This is a genomic window from Lentzea sp. NEAU-D7 (assembly GCF_026242055.1).
Classification (GTDB): Bacteria; Actinomycetota; Actinomycetes; order Mycobacteriales; family Pseudonocardiaceae; genus Lentzea.
Map to the genome: position 1 here is coordinate 12213 of NZ_JAPJDL010000014.1, position 21480 is coordinate 33692.

Genomic DNA, 21480 nt, shown 5'->3' on the forward strand with positions numbered 1-21480 from the left:
CTCGCCCCGGAAGTGTTGGCACCAGTTTCACGCGGCCACCATTAACGTCACGAAGCGTGGCACATCTGGGGGTGGCCGACCTCGCGCACGTCGCGCAGGCGGCGTACGGCCGTGAACTGCGCGACGTGGTCCGCCTGCACGGCGGCAGCAAGAAGGGCGTCTACCGCCTGACGCTCGACGACGGCACGACGGGCGTCGCCTACGTGTGGCGCACGAGCGAGGACTACTGGCCCGCGCACGAGCACGATCCGTTGTTCGGCAACGCGAGCGGGCGCGACCTGTTCCTCACGGCGCACACGGCGCTGTCCGAGGCCGGCGCGTGCGTGCCGAGGCTGGTGCTGGTCCACAGCGACGTCGTCGTGGTCGAGGACCTCGGGGCGGAGTTCCTCGAAAAGGTGCTCGACCACGACACCGAGGCACTGGAACGGCTCTGGGACGACCTGGCCGCCGTGCACCAGCGCACCAGCCCGCGCTACGGCCGCCCAGGCGCGCTGCAACCGGTGGACGCGCCTCCGGTACCGGACGTGGTGCTGCAGCGGGCCCTCGGACACCTCGACGCGTGCTGCGAGCGGGTGCCGCGCATCGCCGCCGAGCGCGACCGCCTGGAAGCCGAGCTGCGGCAACGGCACGCCGTGGTCGAGCCGCGCGCGGAGTACGGGCTGGTCCACGGCGAGCTGGGCCCCGACCACGTGCTCGTGGCGGACGGGCGGCCGGTGCTGATCGACATCGAGGGCGCGATGTTCTTCGACGTCGAGTGGGAGCACGCGTTCCTGGAGCTGCGCTTCGGCCCGCACCACCGTCCGGCGCCCGGTCTCGACCCCGCGCGGATGTCGTTGTACCGGCTGGCGCAGCACCTGTCCCTTGTGGAGGGTCCGCTTCGGCTGCTGGACGGCGACTTCCCGCACCGGGACGCGATGCGGGAGATCGCCGAGCACAACGTCGAGCGCGTGCTGAGCTGTTAGAACCGGCCGAGCCACACCTCCTCGACCCGCAGCCGCGCCGGAAGGGGCGGAGATCGCCCCAATGAGCCGACGTTAGCTCGCGTCTCACCACGTGGGCGTCCTTGGCCGACGACGACGCGGGTGCCAGCATCGGTGACATGTCCCAGGCATCCGTGCTCAGCACGCGCCGCCACGTCGACCTCCGTCGGCAGGCGAGCGCGATCTGTGCGGTGCCCGCCTTCGCCTGACCGGAGAGCAGACGAACCCCCTGCGAGAAGGGGAGGGACCGCATGAGCCGCACCGCCGCCACCGTGCTCAGGTCCGTGCTGGAGCACGGGCCCGTCGCGCGCAGCACCCTCGCGCGCCTCACCGGGCTGAGCGCCGCGACCGTCACCAAGCAGTACGCCGAACTGGCCGGACGCGGGCTGGTGCGCGAGGTCGAGACACGCGTTCCGCGGGTGACGATCGGACGGCCGCACGTACCGGTGGACATCGACGTGGACCGGCACGTGGTGTGCGGCGTCCACATCGCCTACGGGCACACGACCCTGGCGCTCGTGGACCTGCGCGGGCGGGTGCTGGCCGAGGAACGCGAGCCGCACCACAGGCCCGGCCCGGCGGCGGCGTTGCGCCGGATCGCCGAGCGGGTGCCCGCGTTCCTGCGCCGGCACGACCGGGTGCCGATCGGTGTCGGGGTCGCCACCGGCGGACGCGTGGACGGCGGCACGATCGTCGAGCACAGCCAGCTCGGCTGGAAGGACGTGCGTGCCGAGGAGTTCCTGACCACCGCGCTCGACACCGCAGTTCAGGTCGAGTCGCACTCGAGGGCACTCGCGCGGGCCGAGCAGCTCTTCGGGGCCGACCCCAGAGCCCGCACCAGCCTGGTGCACCTGTTCGTGGGCAACGTGGTCGACGCGGCCATCGTCACCGGCGGCGCCGTGCACAGCGGGCCGGGTGGCGCGGCGGGCGGGATCGCGCACCTCCGGCTGCGCGACGACGACACCCCGTGTCCCTGCGGCCGCCGCGGTTGCCTGGAGGCGGCGACGTCGAACCGGACGCTCGCGGAACGGGCCGCGCGGCTCGGAATCATCGCGGAACCGTTGCTGGACCCGCTGATCGAGGCCGGCCGGCGAGGTGACCCGCGGGCGGTCGAGCTGTTCCGGCGGCGGTCGCGGCTCGTCGGGCAGGCCGCGCGACTGCTGCTCGACGTGATCAACCCGGACGTGCTCGTGGTGGTGGAGGCGGGCGCGATCCTCATTCCCGGATGCTGGGAGGAATTGACGTCGGAAATCGGGGAGCGCGCGCCGGACGTGATTCAGACGAGTTTCGGCGAAGACGTTCTCAGCATCGCCGCGGGAAGTGTCGTGCTCAGCGAGATCTACGGCGGCAAGACTTATTTTTCCCGAGAAGAAAATAGACATGACAAGACGCTGAACTGCAGTCTTGATGCATGACCTCAGTTCAGGAAAAGACGCTCACCGTCAAGCCGATCGCCGGTCACATCGGCGCGGAAATCTCGGACATCGACATTTCCCGCCCGCTCCGCGCGGCCGAGCTCGACACGCTCCAGAAGGCACTCCACACCCACAAGGTGGTTTTCTTCCGGGACCAGCGGCTGGACCACGCGAGCCAGATCGCGTTCGGCCGCCAGTTCGGTGAGCTCACCTACGCCCACCCCCACGACGACGCGCCGCCCACCGGCTTCCCGGAGATCTTCACGATCGACCCGCGCCGGTACGAGGAGCGCTACGGCGAGGACTTCCGGCAGCAGACCCGCAAGCGCCAGTACAGCTACTTCTCCGGCTGGCACACCGACGTGACCGCCGCGGTGAACCCGCCGGCCGCCTCGATCCTGCGCGCCGAGGTGGTGCCCGAGATCGGCGGCGACACGACGTGGACCAACCTCGTCGCGGCGTACAACGGACTCTCCGGGCCGGTGAAGTCCTTTGTGGACGGACTCAGGGCCGAACACCGCTACGGCGGCTCGGCGAAGGCCGAGGACGGCGCGTACGCCAAGCGCGTCAACGACAACCTGCTCGTCGCCGAGCACCCCGTCGTCCGCGTGCACCCCGTCACCGGCGAGAAGGGCCTGTTCGTCAACCCCGGCTTCACCAGCCACGTCACCGGGGTGTCCCCGGCCGAGAGCAAGGCGATCCTCGACCTGCTCTACGCCGAGCTCACCAGGCCCGAGTACACCGTGCGGTTCCGCTGGGAGCCCGGCAGCGTCGCGTTCTGGGACAACCGCGCCACCGCCCACCTCGCGCCGCGCGACCTGGAGCACCTCGACGTCCAGCGCACCCTGCACCGCGTCACGCTCGTCGGCGACACCCCGGTCGGGCCGGACGGGCGCGAGTCCACGCTGCTCGCGGGCCGTCCGTTCACCGCCGACCACGCTGTGGTGGTGGACTGATGCTGACCAGGCGTTCCCTGTTGCTCGGCCTCGCGGCTCTCGGTGCCGCCGGGTGCTCCGCGGGCAGCTCCACCACGCAGCAGGTCCTCGGCGACCTGCCCACGACGGCCCCGCCACCGGACACCAGGCTCACGATCTCCATCCGCACCACGCTCAAGCAGCTCGAGGCATCGGGCGAGCTGGGCAAGCTCCCGTTCCAGGTCACCGACTGGCCCAACATCCAGGCCGGCCCGGACGTGATCCAGGCGTTCCGCGCGAAGTCCGTCGACCTCGCCGCCAACGCGGGCATACCGCCGATCCAGGCGCAGGCGACCCGGCTCGCCACGAAGATCGTCGCCGTCGGCGAACGCGACAAGCCCCTCTACACCTACGTCACCAAGCCCGGCTCCCCCATCACCTCCCTCGACGACTTCAGGGGCAGGAAGATCGCGTTCAGCCAGGGCCAGGCGCAGGGCGTGGTCGTCCTGCGCACCCTGAAAGAGCTCGGACTCAGGCCCACCGACGTCGAGCTGGTCCCGTTGACCAGCAACCAGTTCCTGACCGCCGTGCAGGCGGGTCAGGTCGACGTCGCCGTGCTCGCCGAACCGCAGCTGACCAAGTACCTCGGCCAGTACCCGGACGCACGGGCGATCGAGATGAGGTCCGTCGACCTGCTCACGGTCCTGTGGGCGCCGGTCGAGGTCCTCAACGACCCGGCGAAGCTCGCGGCGATCAAGGCGTTCATCCCGTTCTGGGCGCGGGGAACCGTGTGGAGCTACGAGAACCCGGACAAGTGGGTCGACGCCTACTACGTGAAGGACCAGAACGTCTCCAAGGCCGACGGCGACCGGATCGTCCGGTCGCAACCACCCCTGACCTTCCCGGCGAACTGGGACCGCGCGATCAGGTGGGAGCAGGAGACCGCGGACCTGCTGGCGGAAGGCGGGTTCGTCGAGGAGTTCGACGTGACGCAGCTCTTCGACCGCCGGTTCGAGAAGGTCGCCGCCGAGGCCGTCGACGCCAAGTACCGGAGCCGGACATGACCCAGCTGCTCGAACGCCCCGCCGCCCTCCTCCCGGCCACCACCCCCGCCCGCCGCAGGCGACTGGGACTCGGCCGGCCGATCCCCTACGGACGACTCCTCGGACCGGCACTGGTCATCGCCGCGTGGAGCATCGCGTCCGCGACCGGCGTGCTCGACCCGCGCATCCTCAGCGCACCGTGGACGATCGTCCACACAGGAATCGAGCTGACCGCGAACGGGAAGCTGCCCGAGAGCATCCTCACCTCGCTCCAGCGAGCAGCGCTCGGCTTCTTCTTCGGCGCCACCGCGGGCACGCTGCTCGCCCTCGCCTCTGGGCTCAGCCGCGTCGGCGAGGCGCTGATCGACGGCACTGTCCAGGTCAAGCGCGCGATCCCGTCGCTCGGCCTGATCCCGCTGCTGATCCTCTGGCTCGGCATCGGCGAGGAGTTCAAGATCGTGGTGATCGCCGTGACCATCGCGACGATCATGTACCTGCAGACGTACGCCGCGCTGACCGGCATCGACAGCCGGTACGTCGAGCTGGCGGAAGCCGTCGGCCTCACCCGCGCCCAGTACGTGCGCAGGGTCGTGTTCCCCGGTGCGCTGCCCGGCTTCTTCCTCGGGCTGCGGCTCGCCGTCACCGCGTCGTGGCTGTCGCTGGTGGTGCTGGAGCAGATCAACGCGACCAGCGGCATCGGTTACCTGATGTTCCAGGCGCAGAACTACGGCCAGACCGACGTGATCGTGGTCGGCCTCGTGGTCTACGGCCTGTTCGGGTTCGTGTCCGACGCGCTGCTGCGGATCGTCGAACGGAGGGCGCTGGCATGGCGACGCACGCTGTCCGGGTGAAGGGCCTGACGAGGCAGTTCCAGGAACGCAGGATCCTCGACGACCTCGACCTCACGATCGCCCCCGGCGAGTTCACGGCACTGCTGGGCCGCAGCGGTTCCGGCAAGTCGACGCTGCTCAAGGCCATCGCCGGACTCGACCACGACGTGACCGGCACCGGAGACCTGGAGGTGCCGAGGGAGGTCGCCGTCGCGTTCCAGGACTCGCGGCTGCTGCCGTGGCTGCGGGTGCTGGACAACGTCGAGCTCGGCGTGAGACCGGGCAGGGGCAGGGCGGCACTGGAGGAGGTCGGGCTCAAGGGCCGCGAACGCGCGTGGCCCGCGGAGCTGTCCGGCGGCGAGCAGCAACGGGTGGCGCTCGCCCGCTGCCTCGTCCGCGAACCCCGGCTGCTGCTGGCCGACGAGCCGTTCGGCGCGCTGGACGCGTTGACCCGCATCAAGATGCACGACCTGCTGCGCGAGCTGTGCGCCAAGCACCGGCCCGCGGTCCTCCTGGTCACGCACGACGTCGACGAGGCCATCGAGCTCGCCGACCGGGTGCTCGTCCTGCAGGAGGGCCGCATCGGCCTCGACCTCCCGGCGCACGACGCCGACCGCACGCACCTGTTGTCCGCACTCGGCATCGGAGTCGCCGCATGACGCTGCACCTCAACCTCTTCCTGCACGACACCGGCCACCACGAGGCGTCCTGGCGGCTGCCCGAGTCGGATCCGCTGGCGCACATCGACATCGCCTATCACCAGCGGATCGCGCGCACCGCCGAGGAGGCGCGGTTCGACTCGGTGTTCCTCGCCGACTCCCCCGTGCTGTGGGGAAACCCGAGCCGCCGCCCGTCCGGCAAGATCGAGCCGACGATCCTGCTCGCGGCGATCGCCGCCGCCACCACGAGGATCGGCCTGATCGCCACGGCGTCCACCACCTACAACGAACCGTTCAACCTGGCCCGCCGGTTCAGCTCGCTCGACCACGTCAGCGGTGGCCGCGCCGGCTGGAACATCGTCACGACCGCAGGGGACGACGCCGCCCGCAACTTCGGGCTCGACGCCCAGCCCGCCCACCTCACCCGCTACGACCGGGCCGCGGAGTTCGTGGAGGTCTCGAAGAAGCTCTGGGACTCCTGGGACGACGACGCGATCGTCGCCGACAAGGACAGCGGTGTGCACGCCAGGGACGACCGCGTGCACACCATCGACCACGTCGGCCCGCACTTCCGCGTCCGCGGCCCGCTGAACCTGCCGCGGTCACCCCAGGGCCACCCGCTGCTGGTCCAGGCGGGCAGCTCCGAGGACGGCAGGGACTTCGCCGCCCGGCACGCCGAGGCCGTGTTCACCGCGCAGCAGACGCTGGCCGACGCGGTCGCCTTCTACCAGGACGTGAAGCGCCGGGCGATCGAGTTCGGCCGCGACCCGGACGAGGTCAAGATCCTGCCCGGCCTGGTCCCGGTGATCGGGTCGACGGAGGAGGAGGCGCACGCGCTCGACGCGGAGCTGGAACGGCTGATCGTGCCGGAGCACGCGGCCAGGCAGCTCGCGGCCCTGCTCAAGGTCGACCACCTGGAACTGGACGAGGAACTGCCCGCCGACCTGCCGGAGGAGGCCGCGATCGAGGGTGCGAAGTCGCGGTACACGCTGATCGTGGAACTGGGCCGGCGTGAACGGCTGACCGTCCGCCAGCTCATCGGCAGGCTCGGTGGCGGGCGCGGGCACAAGACGTTCGCCGGCACCGCGCTCCAGGTCGCCGACACGATCGAGGAGTGGCACCGGGCGGGCGCCGCGGACGGGTTCAACATCATGCCCGCCGTCCTGCCGTCCGGCCTGGAGCGGTTCGCGGACGAGGTGCTGCCGATCCTGCGGCGACGCGGCCTGTTCCGCACCGAGTACACCGGCACGACCCTGCGCGAGCACTACGGCCTGCCACGCCCGGCCAACCAGTTCGCGCTACCCGTGTGACGGGTGCCCGTAGAGCCCCACACCGGCGAACTCCAGCGTCGTGAGGAACGCGGTCGAGGCCTGGTAGGAGGCCTCGACCAGTTCCGCGGTGTGCGAGAAGTCGAGCGGTGTCACCGCCTGCACGGGCGGGCCCGGCAGGTAGAGCACGGGCGCGCTCTGCGAGGCGAGCTCCACCTCCAGCACGGCCTGGTTGCGCATGCCCAGGGTCGCCCAGAACAGCAGGGTCTCGGCGAGCGTCTCCGGCACGGTCGGCAGGTGGCCGGGGAACGCGCAGTCCAGCACCACCAACGACTTCGCGCCCATCGCCAGGGCCTGCCGGATCGGCACGTTCGCCAGGACGCCGCCGTCGTAGAGCACCTGGTCGCCGATGCGCACCGGCGGGTAGACGCCCGGGATCGCCGCGCTGGCGAGGATCGCGGGGACCAGCTCGCCCTCGGTGATGTTCACGGCCTCACCGGTCACGCCGTTCACCGACACCGCGCCGAACGGCAGCGCCAGGTCCTGAAAGGACGAACAGCCGCCGAGCCCCTCGGACAGCACGTGCGCGAGGCCGGTGTTCGGGAAGAGGTAGGTCTTGTTGGTGCGCAACGACCTCAGCTGCGCGATCGGCCCGCCGGGGAACACCCGCTGCCGCGTCATGCCCTCCCACAGCACGCCCAGCCGCTCGGCCGCCCTGTCCGGGTCCAGCGCGAGCAGCGAGCCGTTGACCGAGCCGACCGAGGTGCCGACGACGAGGTCGGGCCGGATCCCGTGCTCGCGCAGGGCGCGCAGCATGCCGACCTGCGCGGCGCCGAGGCTTCCCCCGCCTCCGAGCACGAACCCGACTGGTCCTGGCAGTTCGATCGTCACGTCCGGTGATCCTAAAGCGAGACAACGGAAAGGGCTGATTTCAATCTACACTGAAGTTACTGAGTGAACCAGAATCGAGATCGCCAGCTCCGCGTGGGTCCGCGATCCGTGGAACCCGTTCATGCCGGTCCACATGGGCTCCGCCTGACTGCGCACGACCACCGCGGAGCCCTTCATCGCCACCACGACGTCTCCGATGCGGTCCGCCGCCAGCGGGCTGATCGGGCCGAACCACCCGGCGTCCACCGCGTCCTCGCGCGTCAGCACGTCGGCACGGTCGCCGAGGTACTCGCGCCACACGTCCAGGACCTCGTCGCTCGCGGTGTGCAGGTAACGCACCCGGGGTTCTCCGGCGATCACCCGGACCCCCTGCCACAGCAGGGGTTCGGTGTCGAAGTCGATCCGCTCTCCCGCGGTGATCATGCCGTGGTCCGCCGTGACGGCGAGCACCGAGTCCGGCGGCATGCGCGCGGCGATCCGCGACACCAGCGAGTCGATGAACTCCAGCTGCAGCAACCACTCCTCGGAACCCGGCCCGTACATGTGCCCGATCGTGTCGAGGTCCGCGTGGTAGGCGTAGCAGAACGAACGGTCCTCCCGCACGGCCGCGAGAGCACCGAGGGCGAGGTCGCCGAACCCCGCCGCGCCGCGGAACCACGAGCCGCGCAGCACCGCCCTGGTGAGGCCGCTGCCGCGGTGGAACAGCGGGGCGACCACGCTGACCGCGACACCGGCCGCCGCCGCGCGTTCGAACAGCGTCGGATGGGGCTGCACGACCTCGGGCACGAGCGTCTTGCGCAGGTCGTGGTGACGGTCGTCGGCGCGCGACCAGGTCAGCGAGTTCAGCACCTCGTCCCCGACCGCGAACGTGTAGCCGACGATGCCGTGCTCACCCGAGAGCAGCCCGGTGCCGATCGAGGCGAGGCTGGTCGCGGTCGACGACGGGAAGCCCGCGGAGATCTCCCGGCCGGCCATCGACGACAGGAACGGCGCGTGCGCGGCGTGCGCGCGCAGCAGCTCGTGGCCCAGACCGTCGACGAGCAGCAGGACGACACGCCGGGCCCGCGGCAGGCCGAGCGTGTTGTCGGCACCCGGCACTCCCAGGCCCGACAGCAGTGATGGGACGACCTCGGCGATGGTCATGAAGGACACCGTGCCACGTCGGATCGGACAACGGGCAGAATGGCGCGCTGTGACAACGCTCATCCACCAGAAGATCGCTGACGAGCTCGGAGTGGCCGCGGGCCAGGTCGGCTCTGCTGTCGAACTGCTCGACGGTGGCGCGACCGTCCCGTTCGTCGCCCGCTACCGCAAGGAGGCGACCGGCGGTCTCGACGACGCCCAGCTGCGCACGCTCGAGGAACGCCTCGGCTACCTGCGCGAACTGGAAGAGCGCCGGGCTGCCGTCCTCAACTCCATCCGCGAGCAGGGCAAGCTCACCGACACCCTCGAGGCGCAGATCCTCGCCGCCGACTCCAAGGCGCGGCTCGAGGACCTCTACCTGCCCTACAAGCAGAAGCGCCGCACGAAGGCCCAGATCGCGAAGGAGGCCGGGCTCGAACCGCTGGCCGACGCACTTCTGGGTGATCCCGGGCTGAACCCGCAGGAGGAGGCCGCGAAGTTCGTCGACCCCGCGAAGGAGGTCGCGGACGCCGCGGCCGCCCTGCAGGGCGCGCGGGCGATCCTGGTCGAGCGGTTCGGCGAGGACAGCGACCTGATCGGCGACCTGCGCGAGCAGATGTGGACGCGCGGCCGCGTGGTCTCCAAGGTCCGCGAGGGCAAGGAGACCGAGGGCGCCAAGTTCTCCGACTACTTCGACTTCGACGAGCCCTTCGCGAAGCTGCCGTCGCACCGCATCCTGGCGCTGTTCCGCGGCGAGAAGGAGGAGGTCCTCGACCTCGGCCTGGAGCCGGAGGAGCCGCGTGAGGAGGGCCCCTCGTCGTTCGAGGTGCGCATCGCCGCCCGTTTCGGCATCGACGACCAGGGCCGGCCGGGCGACAAGTGGCTCACCGACACCGTGCGCTGGGCGTGGCGGACCCGGATCCTCGTGCACCTGGGCATCGACCTGCGCGGCCGGCTGCGGTCGTTCGCCGAGGACGAGGCCGTGAAGGTGTTCGCGTCGAACCTGCGCGACCTGCTGCTGGCCGCCCCGGCCGGCACGCGCGCCACGATGGGCCTCGACCCCGGCTACCGCACGGGTGTGAAGGTCGCGGTCGTCGACGCCACCGGCAAGGTCGTCGCGCACGGCGTCATCCAGCCGCACGTCCCCGCGAACCGCTGGGACGAGTCGATCGCGAAGCTCGCGGCGTGGGCGAAGCAGCACAACGTCGACCTGATCGCGATCGGCAACGGCACGGCGTCGCGCGAGACGGACAAGCTTGCCGCCGACCTCATCAAGCGCCACCCCGAGCTCAACCTGACCAAGATCGTGGTGTCCGAGGCCGGCGCGTCGGTGTACTCGGCGTCGGCCTACGCGTCGTCCGAGCTGCCCGACCTCGACGTGTCGATCCGCGGCGCGGTGTCGATCGCCCGCCGTCTGCAGGACCCGCTGGCCGAGCTCGTGAAGATCGACCCGAAGTCGATCGGCGTGGGCCAGTACCAGCACGACCTCGCGGAGTCGAAGCTGTCGCGGTCGCTGGACGCGGTGGTCGAGGACTGCGTGAACGCGGTCGGCGTCGACCTGAACACGGCCTCCGTGCCGCTGCTGAGCCGCGTCTCCGGCATCACCGCCGGTCTCGCGGAGAACATCGTGCTGCACCGCGACGCCAACGGCCCGTTCCGGTCCCGCAAGGCGTTGAAGGACGTGGCGCGGCTCGGCCCGAAGGCGTTCGAGCAGTGCGCGGGCTTCCTCAAGATCCGCGGCGGCGACGAGCCGCTGGACGCCTCCTCGGTGCACCCGGAGGCGTACCCGGTCGTGCGGAGGATGCAGCAGGAGGCGGGCACCGAGCTGATCGGCAACACGGCCGTGCTGACGAAGCTGCGGCCGGAGAAGTTCGTGGACGAGCAGTTCGGTCTGCCGACCGTCACGGACATCCTCCGCGAGCTGGAGAAGCCCGGCCGCGACCCGCGCCCGGCGTTCAAGACGGCGACCTTCGCGGACGGCGTCGAGAAGATCGCCGACCTCAAGCCCGGCATGGTGCTGGAGGGCGTCGTGACGAACGTGGCCGCGTTCGGCGCGTTCGTGGACATCGGCGTGCACCAGGACGGCCTCGTGCACATCTCCGCCCTGTCCAACACCTACGTGAAGGACCCGCGCGACGTCGTGAAGTCCGGTGACGTGGTGCGGGTGAAGGTGCTGGAGGTCGACGAGGCCCGCAAGCGCATCGGCCTGACGCTCCGGCTGACCGACGAGCCGGGCAAGCCCGCTCCGAAGCAGCAGGGCGGCGGTGGCCGTGACCGCGGCGGTCGCCCGCAGCGGGGCGGCCAGCCCCAGCGCGGCGGCCAGCAGCGCACCGCGCCGCCGCCCGCGAGCGGGTCGATGGCGGACGCGCTCCGCAAGGCCGGGTTCGGCAAGTAGGACGACGGAAACGGCCCCTCCCGAACCCGGGAGGGGCCGTTTCTCATTTGGTCGTTCCTGGGCGTGCTAGTCCTTGGCCCACGCGACGAGGAACCAGACGCCGATGACGAGACCTGCGAAGATCACAACCGCTGGTAGCGGGTTCTGCACGAGGAACAGGTAGATCAGCCGCAGCAGCCCCGGCGAGGGCTCCGGCACCGCGGCAACGAGCACTTCCTGGATCGCACTGGATGCGGCCATGGCGACTCCTGTGGTTCTCACACAGGCGGCGGCACCTGTGTGAGAACCACATCGAGTCGATCTGACAGGCGGTTACCGCGGTGGCGCCGCCGAGTCGGAGTCGTTACTTGGCGCGCGTGCCCTTGGCCTTCACGAGCTCGGACTCGAACAGCTCCTCGACGGTCGTGAGACCGCCGGGCGCCTTCGAGTCGACCTTGGTGATGTACGACTGCGTCGCGGACGGCCGCCCGACGAGCGAGTAGTGCAGCGCGCTGGTCAGGCCCTGGGTGTCCAGGCCGTTGGTGTTGTGGAACGCCTTCAGCACGCCGTCGCGCGTCAGGTCGCCGTCCTGGCAGGCCTTCTCCACGACGGAGAGGAACACCTTCGCGACGGTGTAGCCGTGGTCGACGTAGATCGCGGGCTTGTCGTTCGGGTAGTACTTGTTGAACGCGGCCGCGACCTCGCGCGGGCCCGCCTGGGTGCCGGTGAAAGGGGCCACCGACGTCACCACGGACACCTGCTTCTCGACGGCGGCGCCGACCGGCGAGTCGAGGATCGCGGTGTCGAAGCCGACCACGTTGACCATGAACGGCACCTCCCACTTCAGCGCGGCGGCCACGCCGACGGCGGCGGCGGTCTGGGCGGGGGTGGTGCTGAGCACGACGGCCTTCGCGCCCGCGGCCTTCAGCGCGCCGATCTGCTGCGCGAGGTCCGCGGTGGTCTCGCCGATGGGCTGTTCGGCGATCTTCATGTTCCACTGCGTGCCGACGAACCGGCTGCCCTCGACGGCGTTGTCGCCGTAGCTGCCCCGCACGTAGACGTGGCCGACGGTGTCGCCGTCCTTGATCACGCCCTTGCGCTTGTAGTGGTCGAGGCCGTTGATGACGTCGAGGTCGTACGTGGTGCCGACGATCATCATGTGCGGGTTGCCGAGCAGCGACGCGGCCCACGAGGCGGGAGCGGTCAGCGTGCGGGTCTGCATGATGTCGGGCTCGATCGCCGCGGTCATCGGCGTGCCCGCGAGCTCCAGCAGGCCGAGGATCTGCGGCTCCAGGTCGAAGTACGCGTCGAGCGCCTTCTGCACGTCGTACGCGTGGTCCTTCTGCTTGAGCTCGATCCTGCGACCGCAGATGCCGCCGCGGTCGTTGACCTGCTTCAGGTACAGCTCGTAGCCCTTCATGCGGGTCAGCGCGGAGGCTTTGAACGGCCCTGTCATGTCCGTGAGGATGCCGAGCGAGATCGTGTCGTCGGTAACGCCCGGACCGGTCTTGACCTGGACCTTCTCGTCTGTCTTGGCACCGCAGCCGGCCACCAGGACGGCGAGCGCCAAGGCGGCGGTGGGCAGTACACGGCGGAGGGGCATGCAGGGTCCTTGTCCAGAAGATCGACATACTAAGCGGTAGCTCAGTATTGAGCGGAGCCTCACATAATGGCCCCTTATGTGCTACGGAACACAGGCACGTTAGGTTCATGTGACTACCGCTCGACTACGGAGTGTGCTAGCTCTTCGGTGCCGAACGAAATGAGATACGCGTGATCGGTCACATCGCGGGTATCCGGGCAGGGTGAAAATCGTCGTCACCGGTGCGTCCGGCAACGTCGGCAGCGCGCTGCGCCGCCACCTGGACTTCGAGGACGCCGGTGTCGACGTGCGCACACTCTCGTCGCTGTGCGACGCGTTCCGGGGTGCCGACGTCGTGGTGCACCTGGCGTGGGCGATCAAGCCGACGAACCGCGAAACGAACGTCGACGGCACCGAGCACGTGCTCGCCGCGTGTGTGAAGGAAGACGTCGGCCACGTGGTTCTCGCCTCTTCGGTCGCGGCCTACGGCCCGGCGGAACGCTGGACGCGGGTCGACGAGTCGTGGCCGCTGACGGGCATCGCCGGCAACACCTACAGCGCCCACAAGGTGCGGCTGGAGGAGATGGTCCAGCGCTATCCGTTGCCGTGCACGGTGATCCGGCCGTGCGGCATCGGGCAGGCGTCCGCGGCGGAGAAGATCCGCCGCTGGCTGCTCAGCCCGCTGCTCCCGCCGGGGCTGCTGCCGTTCCTGCCGGTCCCGCTGTGGAACGACCTGCGCCTGCAGCTCGTGCACGCGGACGACGTGGCGCGCGCGATCGCCGAGATCGTCCGCCGCAAGGCGCTGGGAGCGTTCAACCTCGCCGCCGAACCGGTGCTGACCGCGCCGATGATCGCGGGCCGGGTGGGGGCGGCCCGGCTGCCGGTGCCGTACCCGGTGATCGAGAAGCTCGCGGGGGCCACCGCGCGGATCGGGCTGCAGCCCCTGACCCCCGAGTGGGTCCGGATGGCCGACCAGGCGCCTCTCGTGCGCACCACACGAGCACATGAAGATCTGGGATGGTGGCCCGAACACGACGCGCGTGATGTGCTGCGTGAGGTCATCGCTGCAATGGGAGGACGTGCGTGAACGAGGTTGACGCGGTCGTCATCGGCTCCGGCCCGAACGGGCTGGTCGCCGCCACCCTGCTGGCGGACGCCGGCTGGGACGTGCTCGTGCTGGAGCAGCGCGACACGGCCGGCGGCGCCGTGACGTCGGCCGAGATCACCGCTCCGGGATTCACCAACGACGTCTACAGCGCGTTCTACCCCCTCGGCCTCGGCTCGCCGGTCATCGGCGCGTTGAACCTCGACGTGCAGTGGCAACACGCACCTGCCGTGCTGGCCCATGTGCTGCCGGACGACCGTGTCGCGCTCCTTTCTCGTGACGTGGACGTCACCGCGAAGTCCGTCGGCTCCTTCGCTCATTCGGATGCCGAGGCCTGGCAGGCCGAGTACGCCCGCTGGCAGCAGGTGCGGGGCGCCGTGCTGGAGAGCCTGCTGCGGCCCTTCCCGCCCGTGCGCGGCGGTCTGTCGTTGCTCAGGACGCTCGGCGCCGGTGACGCGTTACGGCTGACGCGGCTGCTGACGCTGCCCGTGCGGCGCCTCGGCGAGGAGCTCTTCGCCGGTGAGGGCGCCCGGTTGTTGCTGGCGGGCAACACGATGCACTCGGACCTCGGCCCCGACCAGGCCGGTGGCGCGGGCTTCGGCTGGCTGCTCGCCATGCTCGCCCAGGACGTCGGCAACCCCGTGCCGCGCGGCGGGGCGGGTGAGCTGGCCGCGTCCCTGGTCCGCAGGTTCGGCGGCCGGATCGAGACCGGCGCGCGCGTCACCCAAGTCCTGCACGCACGCGGTGTCGCCGTCGGCGTGCGTCTGGCGGATGGTTCCGTTGTGCGCGCACGCCGTGCCGTGCTGGCCGACGTGCCCGCGCCCCGGCTCTACCTGGACTTGATAGGTGGCGACGCGCTGCCGTCGAAGCTCGCGGAGGACCTGAAGAGGTTCCAGTGGGACGGCGACACGATCAAGGTCGACTGGGCGCTGTCGGGCCCGATCCCCTGGCGCAACGCGGAAGCCGCGCAGGCGGGCACGGTCCACCTCGGCGGTGACCTCAACGGCCTGGCGGGCGTGGCCCACGAGCTGGCGTGCGGCAAGGTGCCGCGCAACCCGTTCATGATCCTGGGCCAGATGACGACGACCGACCCGTCGCGTTCCCCCGCCGGCACCGAGGCCGCCTGGGCCTACACCCACGTGCCGCTGGGCGGGAACTGGACACCGGACCGGTTGAAGCGCCGCGCCGACCGCCTGGAGCTGATGATCGAGGAACGCGCACCCGGCTTCCGCTCGCGCATTCTCGGGCGTTCGGTGCTCGGCCCCGCCGACATCGGGTCGGTCAACGGCGGCACGGCGGCGATCCACCAGCAGCTGGTCTTCCGGCCCGTGCCCGGTCTCGGCCGCGCGGACACCCCGTTCGACCGGCTCTACCTCACCGGTTCGTCGGCGTGGCCCGGCGGCGGCGTGCACGGCGCGGCGGGCGCGAACGCGGCACGGGCGGCGATGGCGCGCTGGGGTGTGGCGGGCGGGCTGTACCGGGCGCTGGTCCAGGGAGCCCAGAAAGCCATCTACTGACTGGCCCCTGGTCTACCGGCGGGCGAGCCTGCGGGTGCGTGACGCCCGCAGGTACCCCATCACCAGCGCTTCCAGGTCGGGGTGCTCGGACTGGAATCCCTCGGGTGCGCTGCCACCGCGCACCAGCGCCGTCGTCTGGCGGGACGTGTGCGAGGAGTCGACCACGGTCCCGTCGGTGTCCAGGTCCAGTCCGGCGGGTCCGACGACGACCCCGTGATCACCCAGGATCTCCTCGATCTCGCCCGCCACCTGCACGCGGCCCTCGTCCAGCAGCAGGAGGTGGTCGCAGACGTCACCGAGGTCGGTCAGCAGGTGCGACGACAGCAGCACCGTCGTGCCGCGCTCCGCGACGTCGGTCATGACGATCCGCAGCGTCTCGTCGCGCGCCAGCGGGTCGAGGTCGGACAGCGGTTCGTCCAGCAGCAGCACCTTCGGCAGCCGGCCGAGCGCCAGCGCGATCGCGACCTGCGTGCGCGCGCCGGCGGACAACGTGCGCACCTTCGCGTCCTTGTCCACTCCCGCAAGGAGATCCAGCACCTCGTCCGCGCGTTCGGCGGACCAGCGGTCGTTCATCGCCGCGCCCGCCCGCATCAGCTCGCGCACGGTGAACTGGTCGTAGAGCGGCCTTTTCTGGGTCAGCAGCGACACGTCGGGGTGCATTCGGCCGCGCACCGCCGTGCCGTGCACGGTGATCTCGCCGCGGGTGGGCTTCGCGAGCCCGGCGACCAACGACAGCAGCGTGCTCTTGCCGGCGCCGTTCGGCCCCACCAGCGCGGTCACGCTGCCCTCCGGCAGCTCGAACGAGCAGCCGTCGAGCGCTTTCGTGCGCCCGAAGTGCTTCGCGAGGTTCTCAGCCCGCACCGGACTGGCGTTCATCGTGCTCCCACGTCCACAGTGGACATCAGTAGTGCGTGCCTCGCACGTCGGTGTAGATCGCGTCGACCTCGTCGGCCGAGAGCCCTTCGTCGACCGCGCGGTCCATCCACCGGTCGAGGTCCTGCCGCAGCGGCGCGTCCGCCTTCGTCGCGTCGGTGGCGAGCGAGGCCGTGACGAACGTGCCCATGCCCCGGCGGCCCTCCACGAGCCCCTCGTGTTCGAGCTCGCGGTACGCCTTCAGCACGGTGTTGGGGTTGACCCTGGTGGCCTCCACCACCTCCCGTGCCGTCGGCAGCTTGTCGCCGGGTCCGAGCAGCCCCATCCGCATGGCCTGCTTGACCTGTGCGGCGATCTGGAGATAGGTGGACACCCCGGAGTGCCGATCGATGCGAAACTCGATCACGCCGCTCAGCATAGGTGTCCACCCGTCCACTCAAGTCACACCTGCCTGCGCACGGCCCACACCGAGCCCAGCACGAACAGCACCGCGAACCCCGCGAAGACCGCCCCTTCCAGCAGGTGCAGCGCCGTCGCCTGGTCGGCGGGGATGACGTCCGAGTACCGCTGCGCGAGCCCGTTCTCCCGGTAGCAGGTCTCCCAGTCCACGATCCCCTGCGCGTCGCCCCTGCCGACGCAGTTCATCTTCGGCGTCGGATCGGCGACCACCGCTCCCGCGGCGTCCAGGTAACCCGACTCCAGCACGAGCGGACGGCCGTCGAGGACGGTGCGGCCGTCGAGGTCGTCCGTGACCACGCGGGTCGGCGTGATCATGGACTCGCGCAGACCGCTGATCAGGACCCGTGCCGCGATGAACACCGCCAGCGTCAGGGTCATCGCCACGAGCGTCCGCTTGAACACCGCGCCCGCGACCATGCCGAGCGTGTAGGCGAAGAGCGTGTAGGCGATCGGCGACACGCCCTGCGACTCGAAGGTCGTGAAGTAGAACTTCCCCGTGGCGAGCGGCCCGAGCTCACCGGCCACGTCCAGCCAGCTGTGCACGACGAGCTGGTAGACGAGCACCACGGCCAGCGCGGGCAGGCCCGCGACGAGGAACTTGGTCACCATCCAGCGCGTCCGGCTGACCGACTGCGTGAACGCCAGCGTGTGCGTGCCCTGCTCGAACTCCCGCGCGAACAACGGCGCGCCGACGAAGACACCGATCACCGCGGGCGCGGCGAGCACGGTGCCCTGAGCGATGTGCAGCTTGTCGAACCAGGCGTCCTGGAACTCGTCGGCGGCCTTGCCCCGGCAGGCGTCGAGACCTCTCAGGACGCAGTCCGCGAGGTTGCCCGCCTGGACGTCCGCGACCGTTGCCGCCCGCCACAGCAGGACGGCGGCGACGCTCACGACCAGACCGGCGACCAGCGTGATGAACACGGGCCGCTGCTGGCGCCACACGACCCACGTCATGCCGCGACCTCCGTCCGCATGTGGGCGAGCGCGAGCTGACTGAGCGTCCGGTGCTCCGGCTGCGCTCGCAGCAGCGCGCCGACGTCACCGGCCAGCCGCAGGCGGTGGTCGGCGAGCAGCACGAGGTGGTTGCACACGTCCTCCAGCTCCGCGAGCACGTGCGACGACAGCAGCACCGTGATGCCCTGCGCCCGGCACTCCTCGACGAGCGTGCGCAGCACCGACTCGCGCGCCAGCGGGTCGAGGTCGGCGAGCGGCTCGTCGAGCATCAGCAACCGCGGCCGCTTGCCCAGCGCCAGCGCGAGCGCGACCCGCGTCCGCTGACCACCCGAGAGCGTCCCGACCTTGGCCGCGAACGGCACCTGCGCCTTCTCGACGAGCTCCTCGGCGTACGCCTGGTCCCACCCCGGATTGGAGTTCCGGCCGTACTTGAGCGTCTCGGTGACCGTGAACTGCGGGTACAGCGGCTTGGCCTGCGTCAGGAACGCCACCGACCGGTGCATCCCCCGCCCGCTCGGCACGTCGCCGAACACCGAGATCCGGCCCGTCGTCGGCCGCAGCAACCCGGTGATCATGCCCATCAGCGTGCTCTTGCCGGCCCCGTTCGGCCCGACGAGCGCGACGATCCGGCCCGCCGGGATCTCCAGCGAGCAGTCGCGCAACGCCCAGCCCCGCGAGTACTTCTTCCCCAGGCTCTCCGCCAGGACAGGCGGATGCTCCCTCTGACTCATGGGAGCGACCGTACCACCCTTTCACTAGTTACCTAGTGAAAGGGTGGTGAATCAGGAACGGCCCTTGGCCAGATCGCCGAGGCGGTGCAGCGTCTCCTTGTTGCGGGGCGTCAGCAGCAGGTCCTGCACGACGTTCGGCAGGATCGTCGACGGCCCGCGCACCACCCTCTCGGTCATGTGCACCTCCGTCAGCGACTCGGACCGCGCCCGCAGCACGAAGGTGATCCGCGCCGCGCCCGCGGGCCAGAGCCGGGCGTCCAGCTCCAGCAGCGTGGGGGCCTCGCACCGGACCACCTCGGTCACGTCGTCGATGACCAACGGCCACGGGCCCACGCTGTGGTGGATGCGCGTGCCGGGCTTGGGCCAGCCGGTGTCGACGTCGCGGATGTGGGACGCGCCCACCACCCAGCCCCCGTACGACCAGCCGTCGGCGAGCACGTCCCAGACGTGTGCGGCGGGTGCTTCGATGTTCAGCGTGACCTCGGCCATGCCGGGGAGTACCCCGTGGATCAGGAAGCAATCCGGCGGGTGCGGCGGCTCTCCGCCCTGCGCTGCAGGTGGTCGGCGGTGAGTTCGAGCTCGTACGTGCGCAGGGCCTGGTAACGCGGCGAGACGCGGAGCGCGAACGTCCCGCTGAGGCGTTCGATCGCCGACGCCGCGCGATCGAGCCGCCTCCTCGCCGCGTCCAGGCCGCCGGCTCGCAGCATGCGCAGGCAGTTCTCGGCCTCGCAGTTGTACGAGCGCAGCATCAGCGCCGACCAGTCCTCGACGAGCCTGCGTCCGGTCGCGTCCGATCCGTTGAGAGTGACCTGCCCGCCACCCTCGATCGCCGCACCGGTCTTGATCAGGGTCTTCATCTCGTCGTGGACGAGGTCGAGCTGCGCCTGGTGGTCCGCGACGGCGTCGGTGCGGAACACCCCTGCCCGTTGCAGGGTCAGTTCTTCCTTCAACGGCTGCAGTTCGGCGCGTGCCCTGTTGATCCGGTGCCGCAGCGCTACGAGTTCGGCACCGGCTCGGTCGACCTCTTCCAGCGCGTCGGTCTGCGCTGATCGGGCGTCACCGATTCGGGCGAGGAGTTCCTGCAGGCCCTCCACGGCCCGCTCCAGCTCAGCGATCCGGCGGTCTTTGCGCCCGAGCATGCTTACCTCCCCGATCTGCGACGAAAGGCCCATGACCGTTCCATCGCAAGGAGGAATCCGCCGTTAACCACGACGCCAGGCACTCACTCCATCGAGTGATCCCACGAAACGGACGAACCCTTCCGGGTCCTCGCTCGTGGCGGACTGCTGCAGGATCACGCTGGTGGCGCCGGCGGCGGCGACCGAGGTGACGAGGTCCGTGACGAACGCGCGGTCCCGCGAGTCCGTCTCCACGTAGACGATCACGGGGTGCTCGCGGGTGGCGCTGATGGCCCGGACGTGGTCGACGTCGGCCGACGCGTCGAGGATGGTGCCGTCGCCGACCTCACCGGCCAGGGCCAGGGTCTTCGCGCCGTGGCCACCCACGTAGACGGGCATCGGCGCGGGCGGCGGCCAGTCCAGCGCGACGCCGGTCAGCTTCACGTACCGGCCTTCGACCGTGACGCGCTCGCCGGCCAGCAGCGCCTTCAGCGCGCCGGTGTACTCGCGCAGCAACGTCAGCGGCGACGACACCCGCGCGCCGACCTGGCCCATCCAGTCCTGCACGCCGTGCCCGACGCCGATCATGACGCGGCCGGGGAACAACCGGTCGAGCGTCGCCGCCTCCATCGCCGTCAGTGCGACGTTGCGCAGCGGCACCGGCAGCAGGCCGACGCCGACCTTGAGCCGCGAGGTCCAGGCAAGGGCCGCCGAGGCACAGGCGATCCCGCTCTCCAGGAAGCAGTCCTCCCACAGCCACAACGAGTCCACACCGGACTCCTCGGCCGCGAGGACGACGGAACGCAGGTTCTCGGGAGGGAGCTGGGGCCGGTAGACGGCGCCGAGTGTGATCACCCGTCCACTACTACCGGCCTCACCTCAGATCAGCAACAACGTCAGCAGCCGCAGTTGTGGTACGTGACGTCCCAGTGGTTCGACTCGAGGTAGTAGATGTTGCCCGCGTTCGACTTCCACTTGTTGCCGCCGATGGACGAGAAGCTGCCCTTGATGTAGTTGGTGACGCAGCTGGACAGCCGGTAGTCCACCTTGTAGCCGTTCCAGTGCGAGTACGTGCCCGACGCGTGGCCGGTCTCCGTGCCGCCGGTGATGGTCAGCGCACAGCCCGACGCGCTCTTGAACGTCTTGGCGCCCGCGATGGTCGTCTGGTTGATCTGCTCGAAGGACGTGCAGTTCGGGCGGTTGCGGTCGCTGCAGCCGCCGCTCGACGTCCAGGTGATGCCGGCCGCGCGCAGCTGCGCGGTCGCCTGCGTGTGGGTGTACTTCGCCGGGGCCGCCGACGCGACGGACGCGCCCATGATCAGAGCGGCGAACATCGCGACCACGGCTGCGATCGTGCGAACGAACATGTGCTCTCTCTCCTTATGCCCGAGGTGCGGCGAACTAGCGTCACGGCCGAAATCTCGGCGGCCAGTTCACGCTCAGCAGGGCGGCTCGCGGCACCGCCCCCACGCCCCCGTACAACCAGTACGAGGACGTGGGGGCGGCACCACGATCCACCCGTCTGACCGCGAACTGACTCGGCAAGATTTCGGCCGTGACGCTAGGAAGGAGCGGTAAAGGAAGGCCTAAACCAGCCTTAGGCCGATCTTTGGCGCCACCGTGGACAGTTCCGGTCATCACCAAC

Annotated in this window: 22 protein-coding genes and 1 pseudogene; 11 read left to right on the forward strand and 12 right to left on the reverse strand. The window is 70.4% G+C overall.

The genetic code is table 11. The annotated features are described in order from the left end of the window. Positions 1-56: 56 nt before the first annotated feature. The 8 genes from ORI60_RS26060 (at position 57) to ORI60_RS26090 (ending at position 7151) form a co-directional block, all read left to right on the forward strand. Positions 57-962, forward strand: coding sequence for a phosphotransferase (locus ORI60_RS26060; protein WP_266040574.1), 906 nt, complete (start codon positions 57-59; stop codon positions 960-962). Positions 963-1099: 137 nt separating this feature from the next. Continuing rightward, positions 1100-1189 carry a putative leader peptide gene (locus tag ORI60_RS44635; protein WP_322789012.1) on the forward strand — a complete coding sequence of 30 codons (90 nt, stop codon included), beginning with the start codon at positions 1100-1102 and terminating at the stop codon, positions 1187-1189. Between the two features lie 42 nt (positions 1190-1231). Next, on the forward strand, positions 1232-2395 hold the full coding sequence (locus tag ORI60_RS26065) for an ROK family transcriptional regulator (protein ID WP_266040575.1): 1164 nt from the start codon (positions 1232-1234) through the stop codon (positions 2393-2395). Next, positions 2392-3351, forward strand: a complete 960-nt coding sequence (locus ORI60_RS26070) for a TauD/TfdA dioxygenase family protein (protein ID WP_266040577.1) — start codon at positions 2392-2394, stop codon at positions 3349-3351. Before ORI60_RS26065 ends, ORI60_RS26070 begins: the two co-directional genes overlap by 4 nt. Then, a complete protein-coding gene (locus ORI60_RS26075) occupies positions 3351-4373 on the forward strand; it encodes an ABC transporter substrate-binding protein (protein ID WP_266040578.1) in 1023 nt (340 codons plus the stop codon). The genes ORI60_RS26070 and ORI60_RS26075 overlap by 1 nt, the downstream gene beginning before the upstream one ends. Next, positions 4370-5203 carry an ABC transporter permease gene (locus ORI60_RS26080; protein ID WP_266040580.1) on the forward strand — a complete coding sequence of 278 codons (834 nt, stop codon included), beginning with the start codon at positions 4370-4372 and terminating at the stop codon, positions 5201-5203. Before ORI60_RS26075 ends, ORI60_RS26080 begins: the two co-directional genes overlap by 4 nt. After that, positions 5179-5841, forward strand: coding sequence for an ABC transporter ATP-binding protein (locus ORI60_RS26085; protein WP_266040583.1), 663 nt, complete (start codon positions 5179-5181; stop codon positions 5839-5841). Before ORI60_RS26080 ends, ORI60_RS26085 begins: the two co-directional genes overlap by 25 nt. Beyond that, positions 5838-7151: an LLM class flavin-dependent oxidoreductase gene (locus ORI60_RS26090; protein WP_266040585.1), complete on the forward strand. Its 1314-nt coding sequence runs from the start codon at positions 5838-5840 to the stop codon at positions 7149-7151. Before ORI60_RS26085 ends, ORI60_RS26090 begins: the two co-directional genes overlap by 4 nt. On the opposite strand, the gene ORI60_RS26095 is transcribed toward ORI60_RS26090, so the two are convergent. Continuing rightward, the gene (locus ORI60_RS26095) at positions 7140-8000 is read right to left on the reverse strand and encodes a patatin-like phospholipase family protein (protein WP_266040587.1); all 861 of its coding nucleotides are present in this window, start codon (positions 7998-8000) and stop codon (positions 7140-7142) included. The two genes, ORI60_RS26090 and ORI60_RS26095, sit on opposite strands and share 12 nt — an antisense overlap. A 45-nt stretch (positions 8001-8045) precedes the next feature. Continuing rightward, complete coding sequence (locus tag ORI60_RS26100) at positions 8046-9143, reverse strand: alkaline phosphatase family protein (protein ID WP_266040589.1); 1098 nt, start codon at positions 9141-9143, stop codon at positions 8046-8048. 49 nt (positions 9144-9192) lie between these two features. Between ORI60_RS26100 and ORI60_RS26105 the strand changes: the two genes are divergently transcribed. After that, the gene (locus ORI60_RS26105; protein ID WP_266040591.1) at positions 9193-11517 is read left to right on the forward strand and encodes a Tex family protein; all 2325 of its coding nucleotides are present in this window, start codon (positions 9193-9195) and stop codon (positions 11515-11517) included. Between the two features lie 66 nt (positions 11518-11583). Here the strand turns inward: ORI60_RS26105 and ORI60_RS26110 are convergent, their stop codons facing one another. Both ORI60_RS26110 and ORI60_RS26115 read right to left on the reverse strand, forming a co-directional pair. After that, complete coding sequence (locus ORI60_RS26110) at positions 11584-11757, reverse strand: hypothetical protein (RefSeq protein ID WP_266040593.1); 174 nt, start codon at positions 11755-11757, stop codon at positions 11584-11586. Positions 11758-11860: 103 nt separating this feature from the next. Continuing rightward, a complete protein-coding gene (locus tag ORI60_RS26115) occupies positions 11861-13099 on the reverse strand; it encodes an ABC transporter substrate-binding protein (protein ID WP_266040594.1) in 1239 nt (412 codons plus the stop codon). A 202-nt stretch (positions 13100-13301) separates the two neighbouring features. On the opposite strand from ORI60_RS26115, the gene ORI60_RS26120 reads away from it, so the two are divergent. Together ORI60_RS26120 and ORI60_RS26125 are read left to right on the forward strand one after the other, a co-directional pair. Further along, positions 13302-14165, forward strand: coding sequence for an NAD-dependent epimerase/dehydratase family protein (locus ORI60_RS26120; protein WP_266040595.1), 864 nt, complete (start codon positions 13302-13304; stop codon positions 14163-14165). After that, the gene (locus ORI60_RS26125) at positions 14162-15700 is read left to right on the forward strand and encodes a phytoene desaturase family protein (protein WP_266040596.1); all 1539 of its coding nucleotides are present in this window, start codon (positions 14162-14164) and stop codon (positions 15698-15700) included. The genes ORI60_RS26120 and ORI60_RS26125 overlap by 4 nt, the downstream gene beginning before the upstream one ends. A 12-nt stretch (positions 15701-15712) precedes the next feature. Here the strand turns inward: ORI60_RS26125 and ORI60_RS26130 are convergent, their stop codons facing one another. The 8 genes and pseudogenes from ORI60_RS26130 to ORI60_RS26165 form a co-directional block, all read right to left on the reverse strand. Next, positions 15713-16576: an ABC transporter ATP-binding protein gene (locus ORI60_RS26130; RefSeq protein WP_266040597.1), complete on the reverse strand. Its 864-nt coding sequence runs from the start codon at positions 16574-16576 to the stop codon at positions 15713-15715. 25 nt (positions 16577-16601) lie between these two features. Beyond that, complete coding sequence (locus ORI60_RS26135; RefSeq protein ID WP_266040599.1) at positions 16602-16979, reverse strand: GntR family transcriptional regulator; 378 nt, start codon at positions 16977-16979, stop codon at positions 16602-16604. Between the two features lie 35 nt (positions 16980-17014). After that, positions 17015-17986, reverse strand: a complete 972-nt coding sequence (locus tag ORI60_RS26140) for an ABC transporter permease (RefSeq protein ID WP_266040601.1) — start codon at positions 17984-17986, stop codon at positions 17015-17017. A 224-nt stretch (positions 17987-18210) separates the two neighbouring features. Further along, positions 18211-18717 (reverse strand): annotated as a pseudogene (locus ORI60_RS26145) (ATP-binding cassette domain-containing protein); the annotation flags it as partial. Positions 18718-18768: 51 nt separating this feature from the next. Continuing rightward, positions 18769-19206 (reverse strand): SRPBCC family protein, encoded by a 438-nt coding sequence (locus tag ORI60_RS26150; RefSeq protein ID WP_266040604.1) that lies wholly within the window; start codon positions 19204-19206, stop codon positions 18769-18771. Between the two features lie 20 nt (positions 19207-19226). Continuing rightward, positions 19227-19856, reverse strand: a complete 630-nt coding sequence (locus tag ORI60_RS26155) for a DUF4041 domain-containing protein (RefSeq protein WP_266040605.1) — start codon at positions 19854-19856, stop codon at positions 19227-19229. Positions 19857-19919: 63 nt separating this feature from the next. Then, complete coding sequence (locus ORI60_RS26160) at positions 19920-20690, reverse strand: LLM class flavin-dependent oxidoreductase (RefSeq protein WP_266040607.1); 771 nt, start codon at positions 20688-20690, stop codon at positions 19920-19922. A gap of 41 nt (positions 20691-20731) precedes the next feature. Beyond that, positions 20732-21202, reverse strand: a complete 471-nt coding sequence (locus ORI60_RS26165; RefSeq protein ID WP_266040609.1) for a hypothetical protein — start codon at positions 21200-21202, stop codon at positions 20732-20734. Between the last annotated feature and the right edge of the window lie 278 nt (positions 21203-21480).

Bases quoted from the DNA above. Each gene is read 5' to 3' on its own strand.
- ORI60_RS44635 (WP_322789012.1), top strand. From the start codon at position 1,100: ATGTCCCAGGCATCCGTGCTCAGCACGCGCCGCCACGTCGACCTCCGT.
- ORI60_RS26065 (WP_266040575.1), top strand. From the start codon at position 1,232: ATGAGCCGCACCGCCGCCACCGTGCTCAGGTCCGTGCTGGAGCACGGG.
- ORI60_RS26070 (WP_266040577.1), top strand. From the start codon at position 2,392: ATGACCTCAGTTCAGGAAAAGACGCTCACCGTCAAGCCGATCGCCGGT.
- ORI60_RS26075 (WP_266040578.1), top strand. From the start codon at position 3,351: ATGCTGACCAGGCGTTCCCTGTTGCTCGGCCTCGCGGCTCTCGGTGCC.
- ORI60_RS26080 (WP_266040580.1), top strand. From the start codon at position 4,370: ATGACCCAGCTGCTCGAACGCCCCGCCGCCCTCCTCCCGGCCACCACC.
- ORI60_RS26085 (WP_266040583.1), top strand. From the start codon at position 5,179: ATGGCGACGCACGCTGTCCGGGTGAAGGGCCTGACGAGGCAGTTCCAG.
- ORI60_RS26090 (WP_266040585.1), top strand. From the start codon at position 5,838: ATGACGCTGCACCTCAACCTCTTCCTGCACGACACCGGCCACCACGAG.
- ORI60_RS26100 (WP_266040589.1), bottom strand. From the start codon at position 9,143: ATGACCATCGCCGAGGTCGTCCCATCACTGCTGTCGGGCCTGGGAGTG.
- ORI60_RS26110 (WP_266040593.1), bottom strand. From the start codon at position 11,757: ATGGCCGCATCCAGTGCGATCCAGGAAGTGCTCGTTGCCGCGGTGCCG.
- ORI60_RS26115 (WP_266040594.1), bottom strand. From the start codon at position 13,099: ATGCCCCTCCGCCGTGTACTGCCCACCGCCGCCTTGGCGCTCGCCGTC.
- ORI60_RS26130 (WP_266040597.1), bottom strand. From the start codon at position 16,576: ATGAACGCCAGTCCGGTGCGGGCTGAGAACCTCGCGAAGCACTTCGGG.
- ORI60_RS26140 (WP_266040601.1), bottom strand. From the start codon at position 17,986: ATGACGTGGGTCGTGTGGCGCCAGCAGCGGCCCGTGTTCATCACGCTG.
- ORI60_RS26150 (WP_266040604.1), bottom strand. From the start codon at position 19,206: ATGGCCGAGGTCACGCTGAACATCGAAGCACCCGCCGCACACGTCTGG.
- ORI60_RS26155 (WP_266040605.1), bottom strand. From the start codon at position 19,856: ATGCTCGGGCGCAAAGACCGCCGGATCGCTGAGCTGGAGCGGGCCGTG.
- ORI60_RS26165 (WP_266040609.1), bottom strand. From the start codon at position 21,202: ATGTTCGTTCGCACGATCGCAGCCGTGGTCGCGATGTTCGCCGCTCTG.